Source organism: Actinomadura sp. NBRC 104425, from assembly GCF_030269545.1.
GTDB lineage: Bacteria > Actinomycetota > Actinomycetes > Streptosporangiales > Streptosporangiaceae > Spirillospora > Spirillospora keratinilytica.
In genome coordinates this window covers 48,975-68,639 of record NZ_BSTN01000001.1, presented here as the reverse complement: position 1 = coordinate 68,639, position 19,665 = coordinate 48,975, and the positions used below count along the sequence as shown (strand labels likewise).

15 protein-coding genes are annotated in these 19,665 nt (G+C 73.7%); 8 read left to right on the top strand and 7 right to left on the bottom strand.

Features of this window, described 5'->3' with window-relative positions; genetic code table 11:
- The first annotated feature begins 20 nt into the window (after nucleotides 1–20).
- From QSK22_RS00320 to QSK22_RS00310, 3 genes are all read left to right on the top strand, one after another.
- The gene (locus QSK22_RS00320) at nucleotides 21–3,437 is read left to right on the top strand and encodes an ATP-dependent helicase (protein ID WP_285491829.1); all 3,417 of its coding nucleotides are present in this window, start codon (nucleotides 21–23) and stop codon (nucleotides 3,435–3,437) included.
- Between the two features lie 224 nt (nucleotides 3,438–3,661).
- Nucleotides 3,662–4,441, top strand: coding sequence for a class I SAM-dependent methyltransferase (locus QSK22_RS00315; RefSeq protein ID WP_285491828.1), 780 nt, complete (start codon nucleotides 3,662–3,664; stop codon nucleotides 4,439–4,441).
- Nucleotides 4,442–4,550: 109 nt separating this feature from the next.
- On the top strand, nucleotides 4,551–4,919 hold the full coding sequence (locus QSK22_RS00310; protein WP_285491827.1) for a hypothetical protein: 369 nt from the start codon (nucleotides 4,551–4,553) through the stop codon (nucleotides 4,917–4,919).
- Nucleotides 4,920–4,930: 11 nt separating this feature from the next.
- On the opposite strand, the gene QSK22_RS00305 is transcribed toward QSK22_RS00310, so the two are convergent.
- From QSK22_RS00305 to QSK22_RS00285, 5 genes are all read right to left on the bottom strand, one after another.
- Entirely contained in the window at nucleotides 4,931–6,580 is a 1,650-nt protein-coding gene (locus tag QSK22_RS00305) for an AMP-binding protein (RefSeq protein WP_285491826.1), read from the bottom strand.
- Between the two features lie 200 nt (nucleotides 6,581–6,780).
- A complete protein-coding gene (locus QSK22_RS00300; RefSeq protein WP_285491825.1) occupies nucleotides 6,781–7,926 on the bottom strand; it encodes a type III PLP-dependent enzyme in 1,146 nt (381 codons plus the stop codon).
- A 188-nt stretch (nucleotides 7,927–8,114) separates the two neighbouring features.
- A complete protein-coding gene (locus QSK22_RS00295) occupies nucleotides 8,115–9,776 on the bottom strand; it encodes an IucA/IucC family protein (RefSeq protein ID WP_285491824.1) in 1,662 nt (553 codons plus the stop codon).
- Nucleotides 9,767–11,344, bottom strand: coding sequence for an IucA/IucC family protein (locus tag QSK22_RS00290; RefSeq protein ID WP_285491823.1), 1,578 nt, complete (start codon nucleotides 11,342–11,344; stop codon nucleotides 9,767–9,769). The genes QSK22_RS00295 and QSK22_RS00290 overlap by 10 nt, the downstream gene beginning before the upstream one ends.
- Nucleotides 11,341–12,507 (bottom strand): ATP-grasp domain-containing protein, encoded by a 1,167-nt coding sequence (locus QSK22_RS00285; RefSeq protein WP_285491822.1) that lies wholly within the window; start codon nucleotides 12,505–12,507, stop codon nucleotides 11,341–11,343. Before QSK22_RS00285 ends, QSK22_RS00290 begins: the two co-directional genes overlap by 4 nt.
- Before the next feature lie 108 nt (nucleotides 12,508–12,615).
- Between QSK22_RS00285 and QSK22_RS00280 the strand changes: the two genes are divergently transcribed.
- The gene (locus tag QSK22_RS00280) at nucleotides 12,616–13,224 is read left to right on the top strand and encodes an HD domain-containing protein (protein WP_285491821.1); all 609 of its coding nucleotides are present in this window, start codon (nucleotides 12,616–12,618) and stop codon (nucleotides 13,222–13,224) included.
- 10 nt (nucleotides 13,225–13,234) lie between these two features.
- Here the strand turns inward: QSK22_RS00280 and QSK22_RS00275 are convergent, their stop codons facing one another.
- Complete coding sequence (locus tag QSK22_RS00275) at nucleotides 13,235–13,501, bottom strand: DUF4031 domain-containing protein (RefSeq protein ID WP_285491820.1); 267 nt, start codon at nucleotides 13,499–13,501, stop codon at nucleotides 13,235–13,237.
- 73 nt (nucleotides 13,502–13,574) lie between these two features.
- Here QSK22_RS00275 and QSK22_RS00270 point away from each other — a divergent pair, with 73 nt between their 5' ends.
- Both QSK22_RS00270 and nudC read left to right on the top strand, forming a co-directional pair.
- Entirely contained in the window at nucleotides 13,575–14,957 is a 1,383-nt protein-coding gene (locus QSK22_RS00270; protein WP_285491819.1) for a dipeptidase, read from the top strand.
- A 116-nt stretch (nucleotides 14,958–15,073) separates the two neighbouring features.
- Entirely contained in the window at nucleotides 15,074–15,931 is an 858-nt protein-coding gene (gene nudC / locus QSK22_RS00265) for an NAD(+) diphosphatase (protein WP_285492368.1), read from the top strand.
- A 29-nt stretch (nucleotides 15,932–15,960) separates the two neighbouring features.
- Here nudC and QSK22_RS00260 read toward each other — a convergent pair whose 3' ends face one another.
- On the bottom strand, nucleotides 15,961–16,248 hold the full coding sequence (locus QSK22_RS00260; RefSeq protein WP_285491818.1) for a mycoredoxin: 288 nt from the start codon (nucleotides 16,246–16,248) through the stop codon (nucleotides 15,961–15,963).
- 165 nt (nucleotides 16,249–16,413) lie between these two features.
- On the opposite strand from QSK22_RS00260, the gene QSK22_RS00255 reads away from it, so the two are divergent.
- Both QSK22_RS00255 and tesB read left to right on the top strand, forming a co-directional pair.
- Nucleotides 16,414–18,525, top strand: coding sequence for an ATP-dependent DNA helicase UvrD2 (locus QSK22_RS00255; protein ID WP_285491817.1), 2,112 nt, complete (start codon nucleotides 16,414–16,416; stop codon nucleotides 18,523–18,525).
- A gap of 39 nt (nucleotides 18,526–18,564) precedes the next feature.
- Nucleotides 18,565–19,428: an acyl-CoA thioesterase II gene (gene tesB, locus QSK22_RS00250; protein ID WP_285491816.1), complete on the top strand. Its 864-nt coding sequence runs from the start codon at nucleotides 18,565–18,567 to the stop codon at nucleotides 19,426–19,428.
- Nucleotides 19,429–19,665 lie beyond the last annotated feature (237 nt).

Below are 19,665 nucleotides of genomic sequence, written 5' to 3'. Positions count from 1 at the left end.
CCCGGCGAGGGGAGGACTTCTTGATCACACCGGGGGAGCTCGCCCGGCTGCTGGGGATCCCGGAGCCGACCGACGAGCAGGCCCGGGTGATCGAGGCGCCGCTGGCGCCGATGGCGGTGATCGCCGGGGCCGGGTCGGGCAAGAGCGAGACGATGGCGGCCCGGGTGGTGTGGCTGGTCGCCAACGGGTTCGTCCGCCCCGAACGGGTGCTCGGGCTGACGTTCACCCGCAAGGCCGCCGCCGAGCTGGGCGCCCGCGTCCGCAAGCGGCTCGACCGGCTGCGCGAGGCGCTGCCCGCCGACGAGCTGGACCGCCTCGGCGGCGAGTCGGTGTTCGACGGCGAGCCGATGGTGTCCACCTACCACGCCTACGCCGCCCGCCTGTTCGGCGACCACGCGCTGCGCGAGGCGCTGGAGCCCACCATGCGGCTGATCTCGCCCGCGGTCGCCTGGCAGATCTGCTCGCGCGTCGTCGACGCCTACGACGGCCCCATGGACAAGATCGAATGGTCGCCGGACACCGTCACCCGGGCCGTCATGGAGCTGTCCGGCGACCTGGCCGAGCACCTGCGCGGCCCAGGCGACGTCCGCAAGGTCGGCGCCTGGCTCGAGGAGCGGTTCGCCGCGGTGCGCAAACCGCTGAAGGCCCAGCGCGACATCCTCGCCAAGCAGGCCGTCCGCGAGCAGCTCATGCCGCTGGTGGAGGCGTACGCGCGGGCCAAGGCCGACCGCGAGGTCATCGACCACGGCGACCAGATGGCGCTGGCCGCCCGCATCGCCCACCGGCATCCCGAGGTCGGGATGATCGAACGGTCGCGCTTTTCGGTCGTGCTGCTGGACGAGTACCAGGACACCAGCCACGCCCAGCTGGTGCTGCTGCGTTCGCTGTTCGGCGGCGGCCACCCCGTCACGTCCGTGGGCGACCCCTGCCAGTCGATCTACGGGTGGCGGGGCGCGTCCGCCGGCAACCTGCTGCGCTTCGCCCACGACTTCCCGCTGCGGCCCGCGCAGCGGGAAGGCGAGCGGGCGGTGCCCGCGCCGGTCGTGCAGCTCAGCCGCAGCTTCCGCAACGGCGAACGCATCCTCGAGGCGGCGGCGCGGGTCCAGGACGAGCTGCGCGCCGACACCTCGGCGGTGCCGCGCCTGGTGCCCGGGGCGGGGCGGGAGAAACGCGGCCGCGTCGAGTGCGCGCTGTTCGAGACCGTGGAGGAGGAGGCCGAGCGGATCGCCGCGCGCGTGGCCCGGCTGCTGGCCGGCGACCCGGCCGTCGCGCCCGACGGCGGGGCCTGGGACGGCGCCGAGCCCCTGACGTACTCCGACATCGCGGTGCTGGCCCGCAAACGCTCCCAGTTCCCGCTGATCCGCAAAGCGCTGGAGAACCGGGGCATCCCGGTCGAGGTCGTGGGGCTGGGGGGCCTGCTGACCGTCCCCGAGGTGCAGGACGTGGTGGCGACGCTGCGGGTCATGCACGACCCGACCGCCGGGGCGTCCCTGGCGCGGCTGCTGACCGGGCCGCGCTGGCGGCTCGGCCCGCGCGACCTGGTCGCGCTCGGACGCCGGGCCCGGGAGCTGGCGCAGGAAGCCGCCCGCGACGTCACCCCGCCCGCCGCGCAAACCGCCCCCGATGCCGAAGCCGGCGCCGGGGCCGAGGCCGGCGCCGGGGCCGAGGCCGCCGCGCCGGAGCCGCCGGACGACCCGCTGCGGCAGCTGGTCAGCGAACTGAACCAGGAGACCGGCGGCCTCGTCGACGCCCTGGACGACCTGGGGCCGCCCGAGCGGTACTCGCCGGAGGGGTACGCCCGGCTGCGGCGCCTGCGCGACGAGCTGCGGGCCCTGCGCCGCCAGGTCGGCCTGCCGCTGCCCGACCTGGTCACCGAGGTCGAACGCGTCCTCGGGCTCGACATCGAGGTCGCCGCCCGCGCCGGCCTCGACCCGGTCACCGCCCGCGCCGACCTGGACGCGTTCATCGACGCCGCCGCCGACTTCGCCGGCGACGCCGAGGACCCCACGCTCGGCGCGTTCCTGGCCTACCTGCAGGCCGCCGAGTCCGAGGAGTTCGGCCTGGAGGCGGGCCGGGTCGGCGAGAGCGACAGCGTCAAGCTGCTCACCGTGCACGCCTCCAAGGGCCTGGAATGGCCGGTGGTGATCGTGCCCGGCCTGTCCTACACGCCGCGCAAGGACGGCGGCCCCGCCAAGGGGTCGGTCTTCCCGTCCCCGCCGCAGAACTCCACCCGCTGGACCGCCAACCCCCGCGTCCTGCCGTTCATGCTGCGCGGCGACCGCGCCGACCTGCCCGACCTGCGCGGCCTGGAGAAGGACGACCTGGCCGACTTCGACCGCGCGTGCGCCGAACGCGACCTGCGCGAGGAGCGGCGGCTCGCCTACGTCGCGGTCACCCGCGCGTCCCACCTGCTGATCGCCACCGGCTACTGGTGGGGGGCGTCCGGCCGGCCCCTCGGCCCGTCCCCGTTCCTGGAGGAGATCCGCGAGGTGTGCATGGCCGGCGCCGGCACGGTCGCCGTCTGGGCCCCGCCGCCGCCCGAGGACGCGGCCAACCCGCTGCTGGAACGCGGCGAGGAGGCGCCCTGGCCGCTGTCGCCCGCCGAGCGGGCCGCCCGGGGCGACGCCTCGGCGCGGGAACGCTACGACGCGATCGTCGCGGGCGCCCGCATGGTCGAGGACGCCATGACCGGCCGCAACCTGCACTGGGCCGGCGACGAGGGGCTCACCCCGGCCGACCGGGCCCGCATGACCGCCTGGGCGCGCGACGTGGAGCTGCTGCTGGCCGAACGCGACCGCGGCCGCGGCGGCGACGGCCTGCAGGTCGAGCTGCCCGCGCACCTGTCGGTGTCGGCGCTGGTGTCCCTGGCCCGCGACCCCGAGGCCCTGGCCCGGCAGATCCGCCGCCCCATGCCGCGCCCGCCCGCCCCCTACGCGCGCCGCGGCACCGCCTTCCACGCCTGGCTGGAGAGCCGGTGGGGCCAGCAGCGCCTCATCGACCCCGACGAGCTGCCCGGCGCCGCCGACGAGGGCGCGGCCGACGACGCCTTCCTCGACCGGCTGCGGGAGCGGTTCGAGCAGTCGCCGTGGGCCGCCCGCCGGCCCGTGGACATCGAGGTCCCGTTCGAGACCGTGATCGCCGACCGGCTGGTGCGGGGCCGCATGGACGCGGTGTTCCGCACCGACGACGGCGGCTACGAGATCGTCGACTGGAAGACCGGCCGACCGCCGACGGGCGCGGACGCCGACGCCGCCGCCGTGCAGCTGGCCGCCTACCGCCTGGCCTGGGCCGAGCTGGCGGGCGTCCCCGTCGAGAAGGTCAGCGCCGCCTTCCACTACGTCACCGAGAACCTGACCGTCCGCCCGGCCGACCTGCTCGACGCCGCCGGACTGGCCGCCCTGCTGGAGAAGATCCCCGTCGCCGCCAGGCCCCTGTGAGAAACCCCTGTGATCCGCCTCTGGTCACGGTGCGTCATTTCAGGGATGATCCGGGCAACGACGTCCAGGACGGGTATGACGTGCCCGACGGGTATGTAGGTATGCACTCACCGTGGCCGCGGCCCCGGCGCGGCATGCCGCGGGGCCGGGCGGTCGCCGGGCGGCGGCTGCGCGGCGGCCCGGTGACGGTTGAGTACGGATTGGCGACGAGCGGAGGCAGGGGCTTGGCGGAGCGGCACGACGAGACGGTGGTACGGGAGTTCTCCAAGCAGGCGGAGACCTTCGGCGACCCGCGGCTCAACACGGCGTACACGCGCCACCTGGCGCGGCTGGTCGAGTACATGGAGCCCGAACTGGACCGGGAGGACGTGGTGCTGGAGGTCGCCGCAGGCACCGGCCTGGTGTCGCGTGCGCTCGCCCACCGGGTCCGCCATGCGACGGCCCTGGACCTCACCCCCGCGATGCTCGAACAGGGCAAGCGCGAGGCCGACCGCGACGGCGTCACCAACGTGACCTTCACCCGCGGCGACGCCGCGGACCTGCCCTATCTGTCCCGCTCGTTCACCCTCGTGGTCTGCCGCTTCGCCCTGCACCAGGTCGCCGACCCCGAGGCCGTGCTGCGCGAGATGGCCCGGGTCAGCCGCCCGGGCGGGGCGCTGTTCATCCAGGACATCATCCGCCCGGAGGGCGTCGCCGCCGACCCGGACCGCATCGAACGGCTGCGCGACCCCTCCCATGGCACCCTGCTCACCCGGGCGCGCGTCACCGAGCTCATCGAGGCGGCGGGCGCCGAGGTCAAGCGCACCGAGACCTTCGACCACGTCCGGCCGCTCGCGCCCTGGCTGGAGCAGGCCCGCACCCCGGACGACGACGCCGCACGCATCCGCAAGGAGCTGGAGGCCGAGCTGTCCGGCGGCCCCGCCACCGGCATGCGGCCCTCCCTGGTCGACGGGGAGCTGTGCTTCACCCACACCAACCTGCTCGTCCACGCCTGCGCGCGGTGACCGGGCACCCCGCCCGTTGCCGGGCGGGGTGCCCGGCTACGGGGCGGTGCTGTGATGACTTCGAGCAAACGTTCGACTTGTGTGACGCGTGTGCTCTATGTTGTCGAACATGAGTTCTAGCGGTGCTCTGGCCTCTTCCCCCGTGCGGCGTCCGGAGCAGCACTCACAGCAGCGGCGCCCGCAGCGGCGGCCCGAGCGCGAGCCCGCCGCGCTGGCCATGCGCATCGGCCTGGCCGCCGCCGAGGCCGCCCTGGCGACGTTCGCGCGCCATATCGACCTGGACGAACTCGCCGACGGCGACGTCGACTTCGAAGGCGCCATCGGCCCCGCCGAATGGCCGGTCTTCTCCCTGGTCATCGACACCCTGGCCGAGACCCACGCCGGCGACGGCCGCACCCTGGACGAACGCCGCGCCGACGCCCTCAACGACCTGGCCCGCATCTGCATGGCGGCCAAGTCCCGCGCAGCGACCGCCTGACCGGGCGCCGGTCAGTCCGGGAGGGCGCGGGCCCGCACCTTTCCGCTGCTGGTGCGCGGCAGCTCGTCCACGAAGTACACCTCACGCGGGACCTTGTAACGCGCCAGGTTCTCCTTGACGTACCGCTTGACGTCCTCTTCGTCGATCGACGCGCCCGGCTCGCGGACCACGTACGCGGCCAGCCGCTGCCCGAAGTCGGCGTCCTCCACCCCGACGACCGCGGCCTCGGCCACGTCGGGGTGGCGGCCGAGCAGGTCCTCCACCTCCCCGGGGAAGACGTTCTCGCCCCCCGAGACGATCATGTCGTCGGCGCGTCCGTCGACGAACAGCCGTCCCGCCGGGTCGAAGTGGCCCAGGTCGCCGCTGCCCGCCAGGTTCCGATGGACGCGTTTGCCGCCGCCCCCGGTGTATCCGGCGAACCGCAGCCCGCCCCCGGTGTAGATCTCCCCGATCTCCCCGGGAGGCAGCTCCCGCCCGTCCTCGTCCAGGATCTTGACGGTGAGGCGGAAGGTCGGCCTGCCCACCGTGCCCGGTGCCTCGCGCAGATCCCGCGGGGTCGCGATGGTCGCCCACCCGGTCTCGGTGGCCCCGTACACGTTGTGCAGGACGTCCCCGAAGACGTCCATGAACGCCTCCGACAGGTGCGGGTGCAGCGCCGACCCGCCGGACACCACCACCCGCAGCGAGTCCGGCAGCGGCCGTCCGCGTGAGGCGTCCAGGATCCGCTGCAGCATGACCGGGACCGCGATGAGCGCCTCCACCCGGTAGGCGTCGACGGCGTCCAGCACCTTGCCCGCATCGAAGCGGCGCAGCAGCACCAGCGGCATGCCCATGCCCAGGGCGACCAGCATGTACGCCATGCCGAGGACGTGGAACAGCGGAGGCGCGACCAGGATCGGCGCCCCCGAACGCACCGGGACCCGCATCAGGTGGCTCAACGCCGCCGGGACCACGGCCGCGAGCGAGACGTCGTGGCGGGCTCCCTTGGGGGTGCCGGTGGTGCCGGACGTCAGGATGACCACGCGGCTGTGCCGGAACGGCTTGAACGCGACGGCCTCCGTCTCCGCCAGCTCCTCCAACGCGGGGAGGGAAGGGCCGCCCGGCTGGTCCGTCCACGCATGGACGCGCTCGCCGTCGAAGGAGGACTGCTCGACCACGTCGTCGAACTCCTGGTCGTGCAGCAGCAGCCGGACGCCTTCGCGCTCGGCCACCTCCCCGAGCTGCGCCGCGGAGAAGTCGGTGTTGAGCAGGACCACGTCGTTGCCCAGCCGCGACGCCGCCAGCAGCGAGATGACGAACCCGCGATGGTTGCGGCACAGCACCCCTATGCGGGCCTTCTCTGCGGCCGCATCGCCCGGCCGGCCGGGAGCAGCGGTGGCGTTGAACAGGCGCCGGTGCAGGGCGGTGGCCACTGCGGCCGCCTGCCGTTCCAGCTCCGCGTACGTCAGGGTGCCGTGTTCGTCGTGCAGTGCCGTCCGAGCGGGGAACCGCAGCGCCGCCATCGCCCCCACGGTCGCGGGCGTCGGACCGAACCGCGCACCCGCGAACACCAGCCGCACCGCCCGGTCCGGCCGGACCGGATGCAGCACGTCCGCGTCCCGCACCGCACGCGCGGCCCGCGCCGCCACACCCGCCGCCGTCCGCACCCGGTCGAGCACCACAGCCGTTCCCTCCTGGCCGCCCCGCCAACAGGTCAATGACATACCCATCCCGGTCCGAGCTCACCTCGCGGACGTGTTCTGCCTGCGGTGTGCTCGGCGGCCCAGCGCGTCCGGTCACCGACGGGCACGGCGTGCGGTACCCGCAGGACCGGGGCGGCGACGCCGCCGGGCGGACCCCGGTGGACAAGCCGGGGAGCGCGTCAACGGTCGAGGTAGTGGAACTCCGGTTTGGGGTGCATGAGGAAGTCGTGGTGCGAGATGTTCCAGGCGTAGGCGCCCGCCATGGCGAACGCCACCACGTCCCCCGGCCGCAGCGGGGGGACGGGGACGTCACGTGCGAACACGTCCTTGGGCGTGCACAGCTGGCCCACGAGCGTCGCCCGCTGCGTCGGCTTCTGGGCGCCGGCGGACGGCAGGGGGACGAACGGCTGGTCGTGGCCCTTGGTGACGGGCGTGCGCAGATGGTGCGTGCCGCCGCGCAGCACGACGTAGGTATGGCCGTGTGTCGTCTTCACGTCCAGCACGTCGGTGACGTACCAGCCGTGGTAGGCGGTGACGGCGCGGCCCGGTTCGATGCGCAGGCGGACGCCGGGGGGAGCAAGGGGGGCGAGCCCCGCGGCGTAGGCCTTCCAGTCGAAGAGCCGGTCGGGGGCGGTGTAGTCCACGCCCATGCCGCCGCCGAGGTTCACCTCGGCGTCGGTGATGCCGCAGACGTCGCGCAGCCAGGGGACGGCCCAGCCCAGAATGCGGGAGGCCAGGTCGAGCATGGCGGGGGCGTCCAGGCCGGAGGCCAGGTGCGCGTGGATACCGCGCAGGTGCAGCTGGGGATGTTCGGCGAGGAGCTTGGCGCACGTTTCCAGGGCGTCCTCGTCCATGCCGAAGGGGCCGCTCATCGACAGGGCGGCGCCGGACGTCGAGACCGGCAGGTTGGCGCGCAGCAGAATCTCGGTCGGGCGGTCCAGGGACGCCAGGCGGCGCAGTTCGCGGGGGCTTTCGACGTGCAGGCGGTGGACGCCCAGGTCGAGAGCCAGACGCAGTTCCTCGTCGGTCTTGCCGGGGCCGCCGAAGGCCAGCCGCGCGTCCGGCAGGACCTCCCGCACGTGGACGAGCTCACCCCCCGAGGAGACCTCGACGCCGTCCACGAACGGCGCCAGGGCGCGCAGGACAGGCGCATCGGGGTTGGCCTTGGCCGCGTAGTAGACCTCCGGGCCGCAGGCCGCCTGCGGCGATATCAGGGCGCCGCGGAGGGCTTCGGCGTGCGAGCGCAGACCGGGCAGGTCGTACACGTAGGCGGGGAACCGTTCGAGTCCGCGAATGTACGACAGCACGTGCGATGGCATGTTCATCGGAAACCTCCGAGAGACCCCCGCCTTCGAGCGGGGGAGGCGAACCCCTGCGGAGCAGGACAGGGGTAGGCGACCCACCACCAAGTGAACCGCCGTATCGAAACTCAACTGATCTTGCGGTACCGTGCCCCGCCTTCAGGCGGGGGAGGAAGTCAAGCGAAGTGCTCTCAGGATGGGGCGGGTCCGGCTCACGTACAGGGTGCCTGAGCGGCAAGAGGGTTGGGGGCCGTCACGTATCCGGCGCCGCGGTCGGCGGTGCGGGCCCAGCGTGCCCGCAGATTCGCCTTCGCCGGGAGCGGTACGCCGGCGAGCAGCGCCTTCAGCTCGGGGCGGCGCGCGCCTTCGTCGGCGGCCAGCAGGCCGCGCGCGGCCGTCCACAGTTGCGGGTCGAGTTCGGGGTGCAGGTCGGCGACGGCCGCGGCGATCTCGGCGAGGTGGTTGACGAACAGGCAGTAGACGACGCGGTTCCAGCCGCGTTCGCCGTCGTAGGTGACGGATCGGCGGATGCGGTCGGGCAGGTCCGCCAGTTCTTCGAGCAGGCCGTGGCCCGGGACGAGCTTGGTGCCCTCCAGGTCGCGGAACACCGCGCGGACGGGCATGCCCTCTCCGTCGACGGTGATGAGGACGTTCTGCAGGTGCGGTTCCAGGACGACGCCGTGGTCCAGGTAGGCGTGCAGGACGGGGAGCGCGACCAGCTTCACGTACGCCCGCCACCAGGTGAGGGCGTCGTCCGGGGAGGCCATCGCGGGGAGCCCGGCCAGAAGCGTCCCGTAGGGGTCGGCCAGGGCGGCCGCCAGGAGCGGGGTGCCGGGCAGGTCGCCGATGCCCTGCCGGAGGATGACGCCCAGGCCCTCGTAAAGGCGGCGGTCGGCGAGCGTCACGGTGCGGTAGGCGGGTTCGGCGAGCAGGACGCAGGAGTCGAAGCGGGCGCCCAGCGCGGCGAAGACGGGGCGCAGCACTCGGTCGAGGGCGGTCGCGCCGGTCAGCTCGTACCAGGCGTTCTTGCGGACGCAGTTGGTGATGCGCACGTCCAGGCTGAACTTGCAGAACAGGTCGGCGGCCGGGACGTACACGGTGCGGACGGAGGACGTCGGCAGCACCTGCGGGCCGGAGGGGCCGAGGTCGCGGACGAGGTCCTCGCGCAGGGCCCGCGGGAGCGCTGGGCGGTCGGCGAGCAGGGCCAGCTGCCAGGGGTGGGCGGGGAGCGCCCGGTAGCCGGGGGGAACGGCGGGGCCCAGGGCCTCCAGGGCGCCGAAGGCGTTCGGTTCTCCTTCTTCCGCCAGGCATTCCTCCCGGACCGCCAGCCAGTGGGGCTGGAAGCGGGCGCGGGTCTCGGGGGCGTAGGGCAGCCACTGCTCCGGGGCGCCCTGGCGTGCCTTGGGGGAGGGGTGGAAGCGGTGTCCGGCGACGAGGGACTGCTCCGACTCCACGTACCGGCGGACCGCCTCGGACGGCAGTTCGGCGGGCGAGGAGCCGCCCCGGGCCTTGAGGATGGCGGTCAGGGCGGTGTGGCTGTTGGCGACCTGGTCGGTGAACTCGGGGTTGGCCTGGCCGGTGGCGAGTTCCAGTTCGCCGGCGACGAGGTTGCTGAGCCGGTCCCAGGGCGCCGCGATCCAATCGTCGCCGCGCCGCTCCTCGTACGGGGGGACGAGCCGGTATGAGGGGCCGACCGGAGGGCGTGCCAGCCCCGCGCGCAGCACGACCCCGACCCGCGGCAGGCGGACGATGAGGTGCTCGCCGTCCGTCCATGTCTGTTGCTCGGGCGCGCAGACCTCCCGCACCAGGCAGTTGAGCAGTGCGGTGGCTGTGGCGTCGTCGGCGGTGAGCTTCGTGGTTCGTGTCAGGAGCACGGTTCGTCGTCCCGGAGGTAGTTGGGCCCGGGCGGGCCGTAGTGCTTGTTGATGTCGGCGGCACCTGTACGGGCCTTGTCCACGAGCGTTCCTGCGGTGACCATCGCCTTGGTGGGCAGCCGCTCGGCGTCGAGCGTGCGCGAGCGCAGGAACGCGTCGTCCGGGCCCAGGGCGGCGTCCAGCCGGTCCCGGATCATCGCCAGGCCCGTCCGCAGCGGCAGCAGCCCCCGTTCGGCCAGTGCGAAGGCGGGGGCGGCGGCGCACAGGTGCAGGGTGATCGTGACGAAGACGCGGGCGAGGGCTTCGGGGTCGCGCGTGGTCATGCGCGGGTCCTTGAAACCGGTGGCCGCGTCGGCGGCGGCGGGGCCGAGGGTGTCCGCCAGCCGGTCGGGGTCGAACAGGGCCCCGTCGTTGTCCTTGATCAGCAGCGACGGTCGCCCGTCGCCGTCGATGACCAAGGACACGTTCTGTTGGTGCGCCTCAAGGGCGATGCCGTAGCGGAAGAGGGTGACGTTCCAGCGCAGCAGCACGTCCAGGTAGGCGCCGAACAGGGTTGGCACGTCCCAGCGTTCGATGACGTGTCCGCCGTCGGGTGTCCTGGCCGGCAGGGCCGCCACGGGCACCACGTGCGCGTCCGCCGTGGCCTCGGGGAAGCGGCGGACCAGGTAGGCGAGCATGGGGGAGCCGGCGTGGCCGAACGTCTGCTCGTCGGCCAGCAGCACCGGCAGGTCGGGTTCGCGGTCGAGCACCCGGCGCAGCAGGCGTTCGGCCAGTGCCCCGTCCGGCAGCGTGCGGGGGACGATGGTGCGCCGGTTGCGCAGGCCGAGCGTGCTCGTCGGCAGCGGCACCTTCACGTGGGTGAGCGGATCGACGGCGACCGTGCGCATCGACAGCGTGGGGGCGGCCTCTATCCGCGGGTGGGGCGCGATGGTGACGTCCTTGTGGTCGGACAGGTGTTCCACCGAGAGGGGGTGCACCGGGAACAGAGCGGTGTCCGCGTGGACACCCACCTCCTCGGGGGTCGGCCACCACGGGGGCAGGGGGCCGGTGGTCGTGGCGAGCTCCCGGGGGACCGCGGCCCAGCGCAGGCAGAAGGACGGGGCGAACTCCGGTGCATACCGGCGCTGGTCGGCCTCGGTCAGGCCCGTCCGGGCCAGGCCGGTCGGGTAGACGGGGTGGTCGTTGTAGGCCGCGAGCGTGTCGTAGTACGTGCCGGGCCCCAGGCGCCGCCCGTCGGGTACACGTGTCAGCCGGGCCATCACTTCGGGGCGTGCGCGCTTGTGCAGGCGCAGGGTGGCGAGTGCCTCGCGGCACTCGCGCTCGAAAGCGGGGATGTCGTCGCGCGGGTCCGCGACGTGGCGGGCGATGCGCAGGACGTCGTCCAGCGTCAGGGACTGCCCCGGTTCCACCGCCAGGTCGTAGAGGAAGCGGTCGCGGTGCAGCCTGATGGCCGGTGCGCCCGGGACCGCCAGGAACCGCCGCCCGGTGTCGATGAAACGGCGCAGGTTGCCGTAGTCCTCGCGCAGCAGGGTGTCCAGGACGCGCGCGGCGAGTGCGTGCTCGGTCACGTGATCGTCCACTTGTGGGCGGCGCGGAAGCGGGCTACGGCGGCTTCGACATCCTCCCGGGCCGGTCCGATGGCCCGGATGGTGCCCAGGTAGTCGCGGTTGGTGCGGGTCAGCTCGAACGTCTCGCCCACGGCGCGCTGGGGCAGGTACGACAGGCGCACCGCGCCGTCGGTCAGTTCGACGGCGTCGGGGGCGGCCGTGAGCGTGCCGCCGCGGTCGGCGATGACGACGTCCGCCACGGCGTGCCCGTCCGCGGCCGCCGGGGTGGCCGGCAGCGGTTCGCCCAGATGCACCCGCAGGATCAGCTCGTGCAGGGGGACGCCCAGCAGGTCCGCCAGCAGGAAGTCGCAGTGGTCGCCGATGAGCCGGTAGTTCACCTCGATCAGGCGCGCCCGGCCCTCGTGCACGACGAACTCGGTATGGCAGACCCCGAAGCCGACGCCCAGGGCCTCCAACAGCGCGAGCACCTGGTCGGTCTCAGGGGGCGGCGGCGCCCATTCCAGCCGTTCCTCGATGAAGTGCGGGGGAGGGGACAGCCGTGTGCGGAACGAGCCCAGCACCCGCAGCTCGCGGCCGTCGCCGAGCGTCTCCAGGGTGTGCAGCGTCCCCGGCAGGAACTCCTCGGCCACCAGGGGGTCGGACCGGCGTGCCCGTATCTGCGCGCGGCGCGCCGCAAGCTCGTCGGGGCCGTCCACGAGGTACACGTCCTCGCTGGCCACGCCTTCGCGCGGCTTGAGGACGAGAGGATAGGGGGCGTCCGGGGGGACGTGGTCGGCGTCGGCGGAGAAGACCGGGTCCAGCCCGGCCAGGTGCCGGCGCATGAGCGCCTTGTTCTTGGCGCGGGTCGCGGCGCGCCAGTCCTTGCCGGGGAGCCCGAAGTAGGCCGCGGCCAGAGCGGTGGGGGCCTGCAGGAAGTCGCTGTTGGAGAAGACCGCACGAGGCGCGCCGCCCAGGGCGGCTATGCACGCGACGATGTGCCGGTAGTCGGTGACGTCGCACTCCACGACCCGGCCCGGGTGCACGTCGGCGTGCTCGGCGGGCCGGTCGGTGAGCAGCACGACGTCCAGATCGTGCGCCTCCGCCAAGCGCAGGGCCGCGGGCAGGAACCCGTGGGTGACCGAATCGGTCGTCTTGCCGGCGACGATGTAGAGCGAGGCGGCCACGGCGCCCCTTCCGTAAGTGAGGTAAGGCTTGCCTAACTCCTTGATCACCATAGCGGCGGGGCCGCACCCCGCGTGCGCGAAACGCCGTCACGGCCCCAAGATGGGCGCATGGATCTCCTGGACCGGTGGGCCGCGCTGGCCGGGCCGCAGACCCGCGTGATCGGGGAGCGGCTGGCCGCCCGCTACGCGGAGGAGCACCGCCGCTACCACACCCGCGACCACCTCAACGCCGTCCTCGACCTGGTCGACGAACTGGCGCCCTACGCGGCCGACCCCGACCTGGTGCGGCTCGCGGCCTGGTTCCACGACGCCGTCTACGACCCCGCCCGCGCCGACAACGAGAAGCGCAGCGCGCGCCTGGCCCGCCGCATGCTGACCGACACCGACCTCGCACCGGACGCCATCGCCGAGGTGGCCCGCCTCGTCGAGCTGACCGAGTCGCACGCCCCCGGCGAGGACGACCGCAACGGCCAGGTCCTATGCGACGCGGACCTGGCCGTGCTGGGCTCCGACCCCGTCCGCTATGCGGCCTACGCCGCCGCCGTACGCGAGGAGTACTCCTTCGTCCCGGAAGAGCTGTTCAAGGCGGGCCGCGCCGAGGTGCTGCGGAACCTGCTCGACCTGCCCGCGCTGTTCCACACGCCGGCGGCGCGCGAACGCTTCGAGGACCGTGCCCGGCACAACATCGGGACGGAGCTGACGCTGCTGAACGGGTGAGGCGGCGCTCTCACGTCCTGCGGACGGTCTTGCGGCGGCGCAGGCCCGCGCGGGTGAGGCGCAGCAGCAGTTCCCGGCAGCCCACCGGACTGGCCCCCAGGGCGATCGCGGCCTCGTAGAGTTCGGACGGGACGTCGTAGTGGTCGCGCTCGAACGCCCTGGGCGGCAGGCCCAGTTCCGCAGCGAACGTGTGCAGTTCCTCGAAGGACACGTCGCTGACCATGTGGGACCACACCCGGCCCCGGGCGGGCCACAACGGCGGGTCGATGAGGATCAAGTCACCTCCACGGTGTGCAGGCGGCGGATCCCCTACAGTGCCAGACGGAACGACGTGCAAGGGGGCATGGTCCATGGACGTGGCCGGGTACATCCAGGCCAACAAGGCGGAATTCTTCGCCGACCTCAAGGAGTGGTTGGCGATCCCTTCCATCTCGGGGCACCCGGGCCACGCGGAGGACGTCCGCCGCTCGGCGCAGTGGCTCGCGACGTACCTGCGCACCATGGGGTTCCCCACCGTGGAGGTGTGGGAGACCGAGGGGCTGCCCGCGGTGTTCGCGGAGTGGCCCGCGGCCGATCCGGACGCTCCCGCCGTCGTCGTCTACGGGCACCACGACGTCCAGCCGGTCGAGCCCCTGGACGAGTGGGAGACCGACCCGTTCACCCCCGTCGAAGACGGCGACCGGCTCATCGCGCGAGGCGCCTCCGACGACAAGGGGCAGGTGTTCTTCCACACCCTGGGCCTGCGCGCGCTGATGGCCGCCGGGGACGCCGCGGCCCCGCCGGTGACGATCAAGCTGCTGGTGGAGGGGGAGGAGGAGTCGGGCTCGGTCCACTTCGCCGAGCTGCTGCGCGAGCACCGCGACCGGCTCGCCTGCGACGCCGTCGTCATCAGCGACACCACCATGTGGTCGGCCGACGTCCCGTCCATCTGCACGGGCATGCGGGGGCTCACCGAGGTGGAGCTGTCGCTGTACGGGCCGGACACCGACCTGCACTCCGGGTCGTTCGGCGGCGCCGTGCCCAACCCCCTGCACGCGTTGGCGGACCTTTTGGCGGCCCTGCACGACGCCGACGGGCGCGTCACCCTGCCGGGGTTCTACGACGACGTCGTGCCCGTCACCGACGAGGAACGCGAGCTGTTCGCCCGGCTGCCGTTCGACGAGGCCGCCTGGCTGCGCACCGCCGGAAACAGCCGCGCCGCCCACGGGGAGAAGGGCCACACCACCCTGGAACGCGTCTGGGCGCGTCCGACGGCCGAGGTCAACGGCATGTGGGGCGGGCACACCGGGCACGGCGGCAAGACCATCGTGCCGCGCGAGGCGCACGCCAAGATCTCGTTCCGCCTGGTCGCGCACCAGGAGCCGCGCAAGGTGCAGGAGGCGTTCCGCGCGTGGGTGGCCGAGCGCACCCCGCCCGGCATCAGAGCCGAGGTGACGATCCCCGGCGGCGGGGTGCGGCCCTGCTTCTCCCCGATCGACTCCCCCGGGGTGCGGGCGGCGCAGCGCGCCATGGAGCGGGCCTTCGGCAAGCCCGTCCTGTTCACCAGGGAGGGCGGCAGCGGCCCCGAGGCGGACCTGGCCGACATCCTGGGGGCGCCGTTGATTTTCCTGGCCGTCGGCCTGGATGAGGACCGCATTCACGCCCCCAATGAGAAAGTGGAGATGCCGCTGCTGCTCAAGGGGGCGGAGGCGGCCGCCTACCTGTGGGAAGAGCTGGCCACCGCCCTGCGTTAGCGGTGCCATCGGGGCCTTCGGCCCCCGCCGACACGTCTGCTGGAAGGACGCACTCGTTGCCGGAGCCGTACGAAACCCTGGAGTGGCTCGCGCTTGCGCGCGGCGACGTCGACCGCATGGCCGAGCGCCGCCGCGACGACGCCTGGCTGCGGGAGGCGTGGGCCGACCCGGGGACGCGCGTCCTCGTCGTGGAACGCGGCAAAACGCTCGTACATGACGACGGGGACCCCCGGCTGCTGCTGCTCACCCCGCAGGCGGCGCCCGAGGGGGACCGCTACCTGCTGGGGGTCGATGACGACGGCGTCGCCTACTTCGCCGTGGCCGCGCCCCTGCCCGTCGTGGAGGGCACCCGGCCGGCGGGCCTGCGGCACGTGGGGGCCGTGCTCGAAGACCGCGACTCCGGGCTGCTCACCCACGCCGTCGCGTTGGAGCACTGGCACGCCACGCACCGGTACTGCCCCGGCTGCGGCGGCCCCACCGAACTGGCCGCCGCCGGTCACGTGCGCGTGTGCCCCGCCGACGGCAGCGAACACTTCCCCAGGGTCGACCCCGCCGTCATCATGCTGGTGCGGGACGAGCGCGACCGCGTGCTGCTGGCCCGCGCCCCCGCATGGCCGAAGGACCGCCGCTCGATCCTCGCCGGGTTCGTCGAACCAGGGGAGTCCCTGGAGCAGGCCGTGGCCCGCGAGGTGCGCGAGGAGGTCGGCCTGCCCGTCTGGGACGTGCGCTACCTGGGCAGCCAGCCGTGGCCGCTGCCGCGCAGCCTCATGCTCGGGTTCTTCGCGCGCACGGACGGAGAGCATCCGCTGCGCCCCGACCCGGAGGAGATCGTGGACGCCGCCTGGTACACGCGCGACGAACTGCGGGAGGCGATCGAGGCGGGCGAGGTGGTGCCGCCCGGCCCGCTGTCCATCGCCGCGCAGCTCATCATGCGCTGGTACGGCGGGCCGCTGCCCAAGATGCCGCAGTTCTGACCCCTATGCCGCCCCCTGGGGGCGGGCGCTCACCGGCCGTTCAGCTCGGCCAGATGGCGCTTGACCTCCTTGGCGCTGGGGTTGGTCAGCACGACGCTGTCGCCGATGGTCACGGTCGGAACGGTCCGGTTGCCGCCGTTGACGCTCATCACGAACTCGGCGGCCGCCGGGTCGCGCTCGATGTCGATCTCGACCATCTCGATGCCGTCCCGGGCGAGCTGGCTCTTCAGCCGCCGACAGAAACCGCACCACGACGTGGTGTACATGGTGAGCTGCCCGGCGGATCGGGGGGCCTGGTCGGCGGTCGGAGTGGCCATCGGTGCTTTCGTCTCCTTCGGTCGGCTTGTCCGGCTCGTCCGGGCGCGCTGCCCGCGCCGGACGCCGATACTGCGAACACCGAGCTCCGGCGCCGCATTCCGGAGGTTATCCACAGGTCGAGCGGAAGGGCCATCCGGTCCGCCGCGGCTGCCACGATGGGAGGCATGTTGGCAGACGGGGTTCTGGAAGGGCTCGATCCGGAGCAGCGCGCCGTGGCCGAGGCGGTGCGCGGCCCGGTGTGCGTGCTGGCGGGCGCGGGCACCGGCAAGACCAGGGCGATCACCCATCGGATCGCCTACGCCGTGCTCACCGGCGTGGTGGCGCCGCAGCGGGTGCTGGCGGTGACGTTCACCAACCGGGCCGCCGGCGAGCTGCGCTCGCGGCTGCGGCGGCTCGGCGCGCCGGGCGTGCAGGCCCGCACCTTCCACGCCGCGGCGCTGCGCCAGCTGGCGTACTTCTGGCCGCGGGTGATCGGCGGCGAACCACCCAAGATCATCGAGTCCAAGATCGCGCTGGTGGCGGACGCGGCGCGCGCCCTGCGGCTGTCCTACAGCCGCACCGAGCTGCGCGACCTGGCCGGCGAGATCGAGTGGGCCAAGGTGACCCAGACCCGCCCGGAGGACTACGCCGCCGCGGTGGCCGCCGCCGCGCGCCGTCCGCCCGCCGACGCGGCCGACATCGCCCGCCTCTACGACATGTACGAGACGCTGCGCCGCGAACGCAACCTGCTCGACTTCGAGGGCATGCTGGAGCTGACCGTCGCGGTGCTCACCGAGCACCCCGAGGTGGCCCGGCAGGTCCGCGACCAGTACCGGTACTTCGTGGTCGACGAGTTCCAGGACGTCAACCCGCTGCAGATGCTGCTGCTGGAGGCGTGGCTGGGCGAGCGCGACGACCTGTGCGTGGTCGGCGACCCCAACCAGACGATCTACTCGTTCACCGGCGCCACCCCCTCCTACCTGCTCGACTTCACCAAGCGCTTCCCGAACGCCAAGGTGGTCGAGCTGGTGCGCGACTACCGGTCCACGCCCCAGGTGGTGCGGCTGGCCAACGGCGTCATCGGGCAGGCGTCCGGCGAGGCGGCCCGGCGGCACCGGCTGGAGCTGGTGGCCCAGCGCCCCGACGGGCCCGACCCGGTCTTCGCGTCCTACGACGACGAGGTCGCCGAGGCCGACGACGTGGCCCGCCGCGCCCGCAAGCTCATCGGCGAGGGCGTGCCCGCCCGCGAAATCGCCGTCCTGTACCGGGCCAACGCCCAGTCGGAGACCTACGAGGCCGCGTTCGCCGCGGCGGGCGTGCCGTACGTGCTGCGCGGCGCCGAGCGGTTCTTCGAACGGCCCGAGGTCCGCGAGGCGGTGGTGCGGCTGCGCGGCGCGGCCCGGGCCGGCGCCGACGCCGAGACCGACGGCATGGGCCTGGTCGCGACCGTCCGGCACGTGCTGGCCGGCGCGGGCTTCACCGAGCGGCCGCCCGAGGGCGCCGGCGCGGCCCGCGAGCGGTGGGAGTCGCTGGCCGCGCTCGCCCAGCTCGCCGAGGACATGGCGGCCGCCGACCCGTCCGCCGGGCTGCCCCAGTTCGTGGCCGAGCTGGAGGAACGCGCCGCGGCCCAGCACGCCCCCACGCTGGAGGGCGTCACGCTGGCCTCCCTGCACGCCGCCAAGGGCCTGGAGTGGGACGCGGTGTTCCTGGTCGGCCTGGTCGAGGGCACCCTGCCGATCGTCTACGCCGAGACCCCCGAGCAGATCGAGGAGGAGCGCCGCCTGCTGTACGTGGGGGTGACCCGCGCCCGCGAGCACCTCACCCTGTCCTGGGCGCTGGCGCGTTCCCCCGGCGGCGCCCGGCGCCGCCGGCCGTCCCGCTTCCTGGACGGCCTGACGCCCGCCGCCCAGACGCCGATCCCGGCCCGCGCCGACCGCGCCAAACGGCGCGGCGGCCGGGGCCCGCAGCCGTGCCGGGTGTGCGGCCGCCCGCTGACCGCCGCGATCGAACGCAAGCTCGGCCGCTGCGAGGACTGCCCCGCCCAGATCAACGAGGAGCTGCTGCTCGCCCTGCGCGAGTGGCGCGCCCGCACCGCCGGCGAGCAGCGGGTCCCGCCGTACGTGGTGTTCACCGACGCCACCCTGCAGGCCATCGCCGAGCACGACCCCGAGTCCCTGGAGGACCTCGCCCGCATCCCCGGCGTCGGCCGGGTGAAGCTCCAGCGCTACGGAAACGACGTGCTGGCCCTCTGCCAGGGCGCCCCGCCGCCGGGGGGCGATTCGGACGGTACGGGGTGAGATCCTTGCCACACCAGGGGGTTTGGGAGACTGTCGGCCGTGAAGGAGTCCCTGAAGGAGCTGCTCGATCTGCTGGACCTCGAGCAGATCGAGAACGACATCTTTCGCGGCCGCAGCCCCGAGGCGCGCCAGCAGCGGGTGTTCGGCGGGCAGGTCGCGGGCCAGGCGCTGGTCGCGGCGGGGCGGACCGTCCCGGTCAACCGGCCGGTGCACTCGCTGCACGCCTACTTCATCCGGCCCGGCGACCCGCTGGTGCCGATCGTCTACACCGTGGACCGGGTCCGGGACGGACGGTCCTTCACCACCCGCAGGGTGCTGGCCATCCAGCACGGCAAGGCCATCTTCAGCCTGTCGGCGTCGTTCCAGGTCGTCGAGGAAGGCCCGACCCACCAGGCGGCCATGCCCGAGGCGCCCGACCCGGAGACGCTGCCGCACGCGCTGGACCGGCTCACCCCGATCTTCGGTGAGCGCGCCGCCGCCGAGTTCGTCGGCAGACGCCCGTTCGACGTCCGGCACGCCACCCCGCTCACCTGGGAGGCGGCCAAGGACCCGGCGCTGGCCACCCCCGAGTCGAAGGTCTGGCTGCGGGTCGACGGTGAGCTGCCCGACGACCCGATGCTGCATGTGTGCCTGATGACCTACGCCTCGGACATGACGCTGCTGGACACCGTCCTGCTCAACCACGGCCTGGCCTGGGGCGACAAGGGCACGATGGGCGCCAGCCTGGACCACGCCATGTGGTTCCACCGCCCCTTCCGGGCCGACGACTGGCTGCTGTACTACCAGGACACCCCGTTCGCCGGCGGCGCGCGCGGCCTGGCCCGCGGGCAGGTCTTCACCCGCTCCGGGGAGCTGGTCGTGTCCGTGATGCAGGAGGGGCTGATCCGGGTCGGCGACTCCTGACCCGGACCCGCTGCCCCGGACGCGCTGACCCCCGGGGCTTCTGACACGGGGGGCCGCGGGCCGCCCGCCGCCCTGCCACCCGCGGCCCCGCCCTCGCTCGCAGATGTGGGGCATGCACCGGCGCGGTGTACTCGGTCATCTTCCGGGCATGAGCTACGCGGCGCGGGCACCGTCCGCCCTTCCCATCGGTACCGTGGCGGGAAGCCCAGGACGCTCTCCGGCACTGATGGCGGCGGC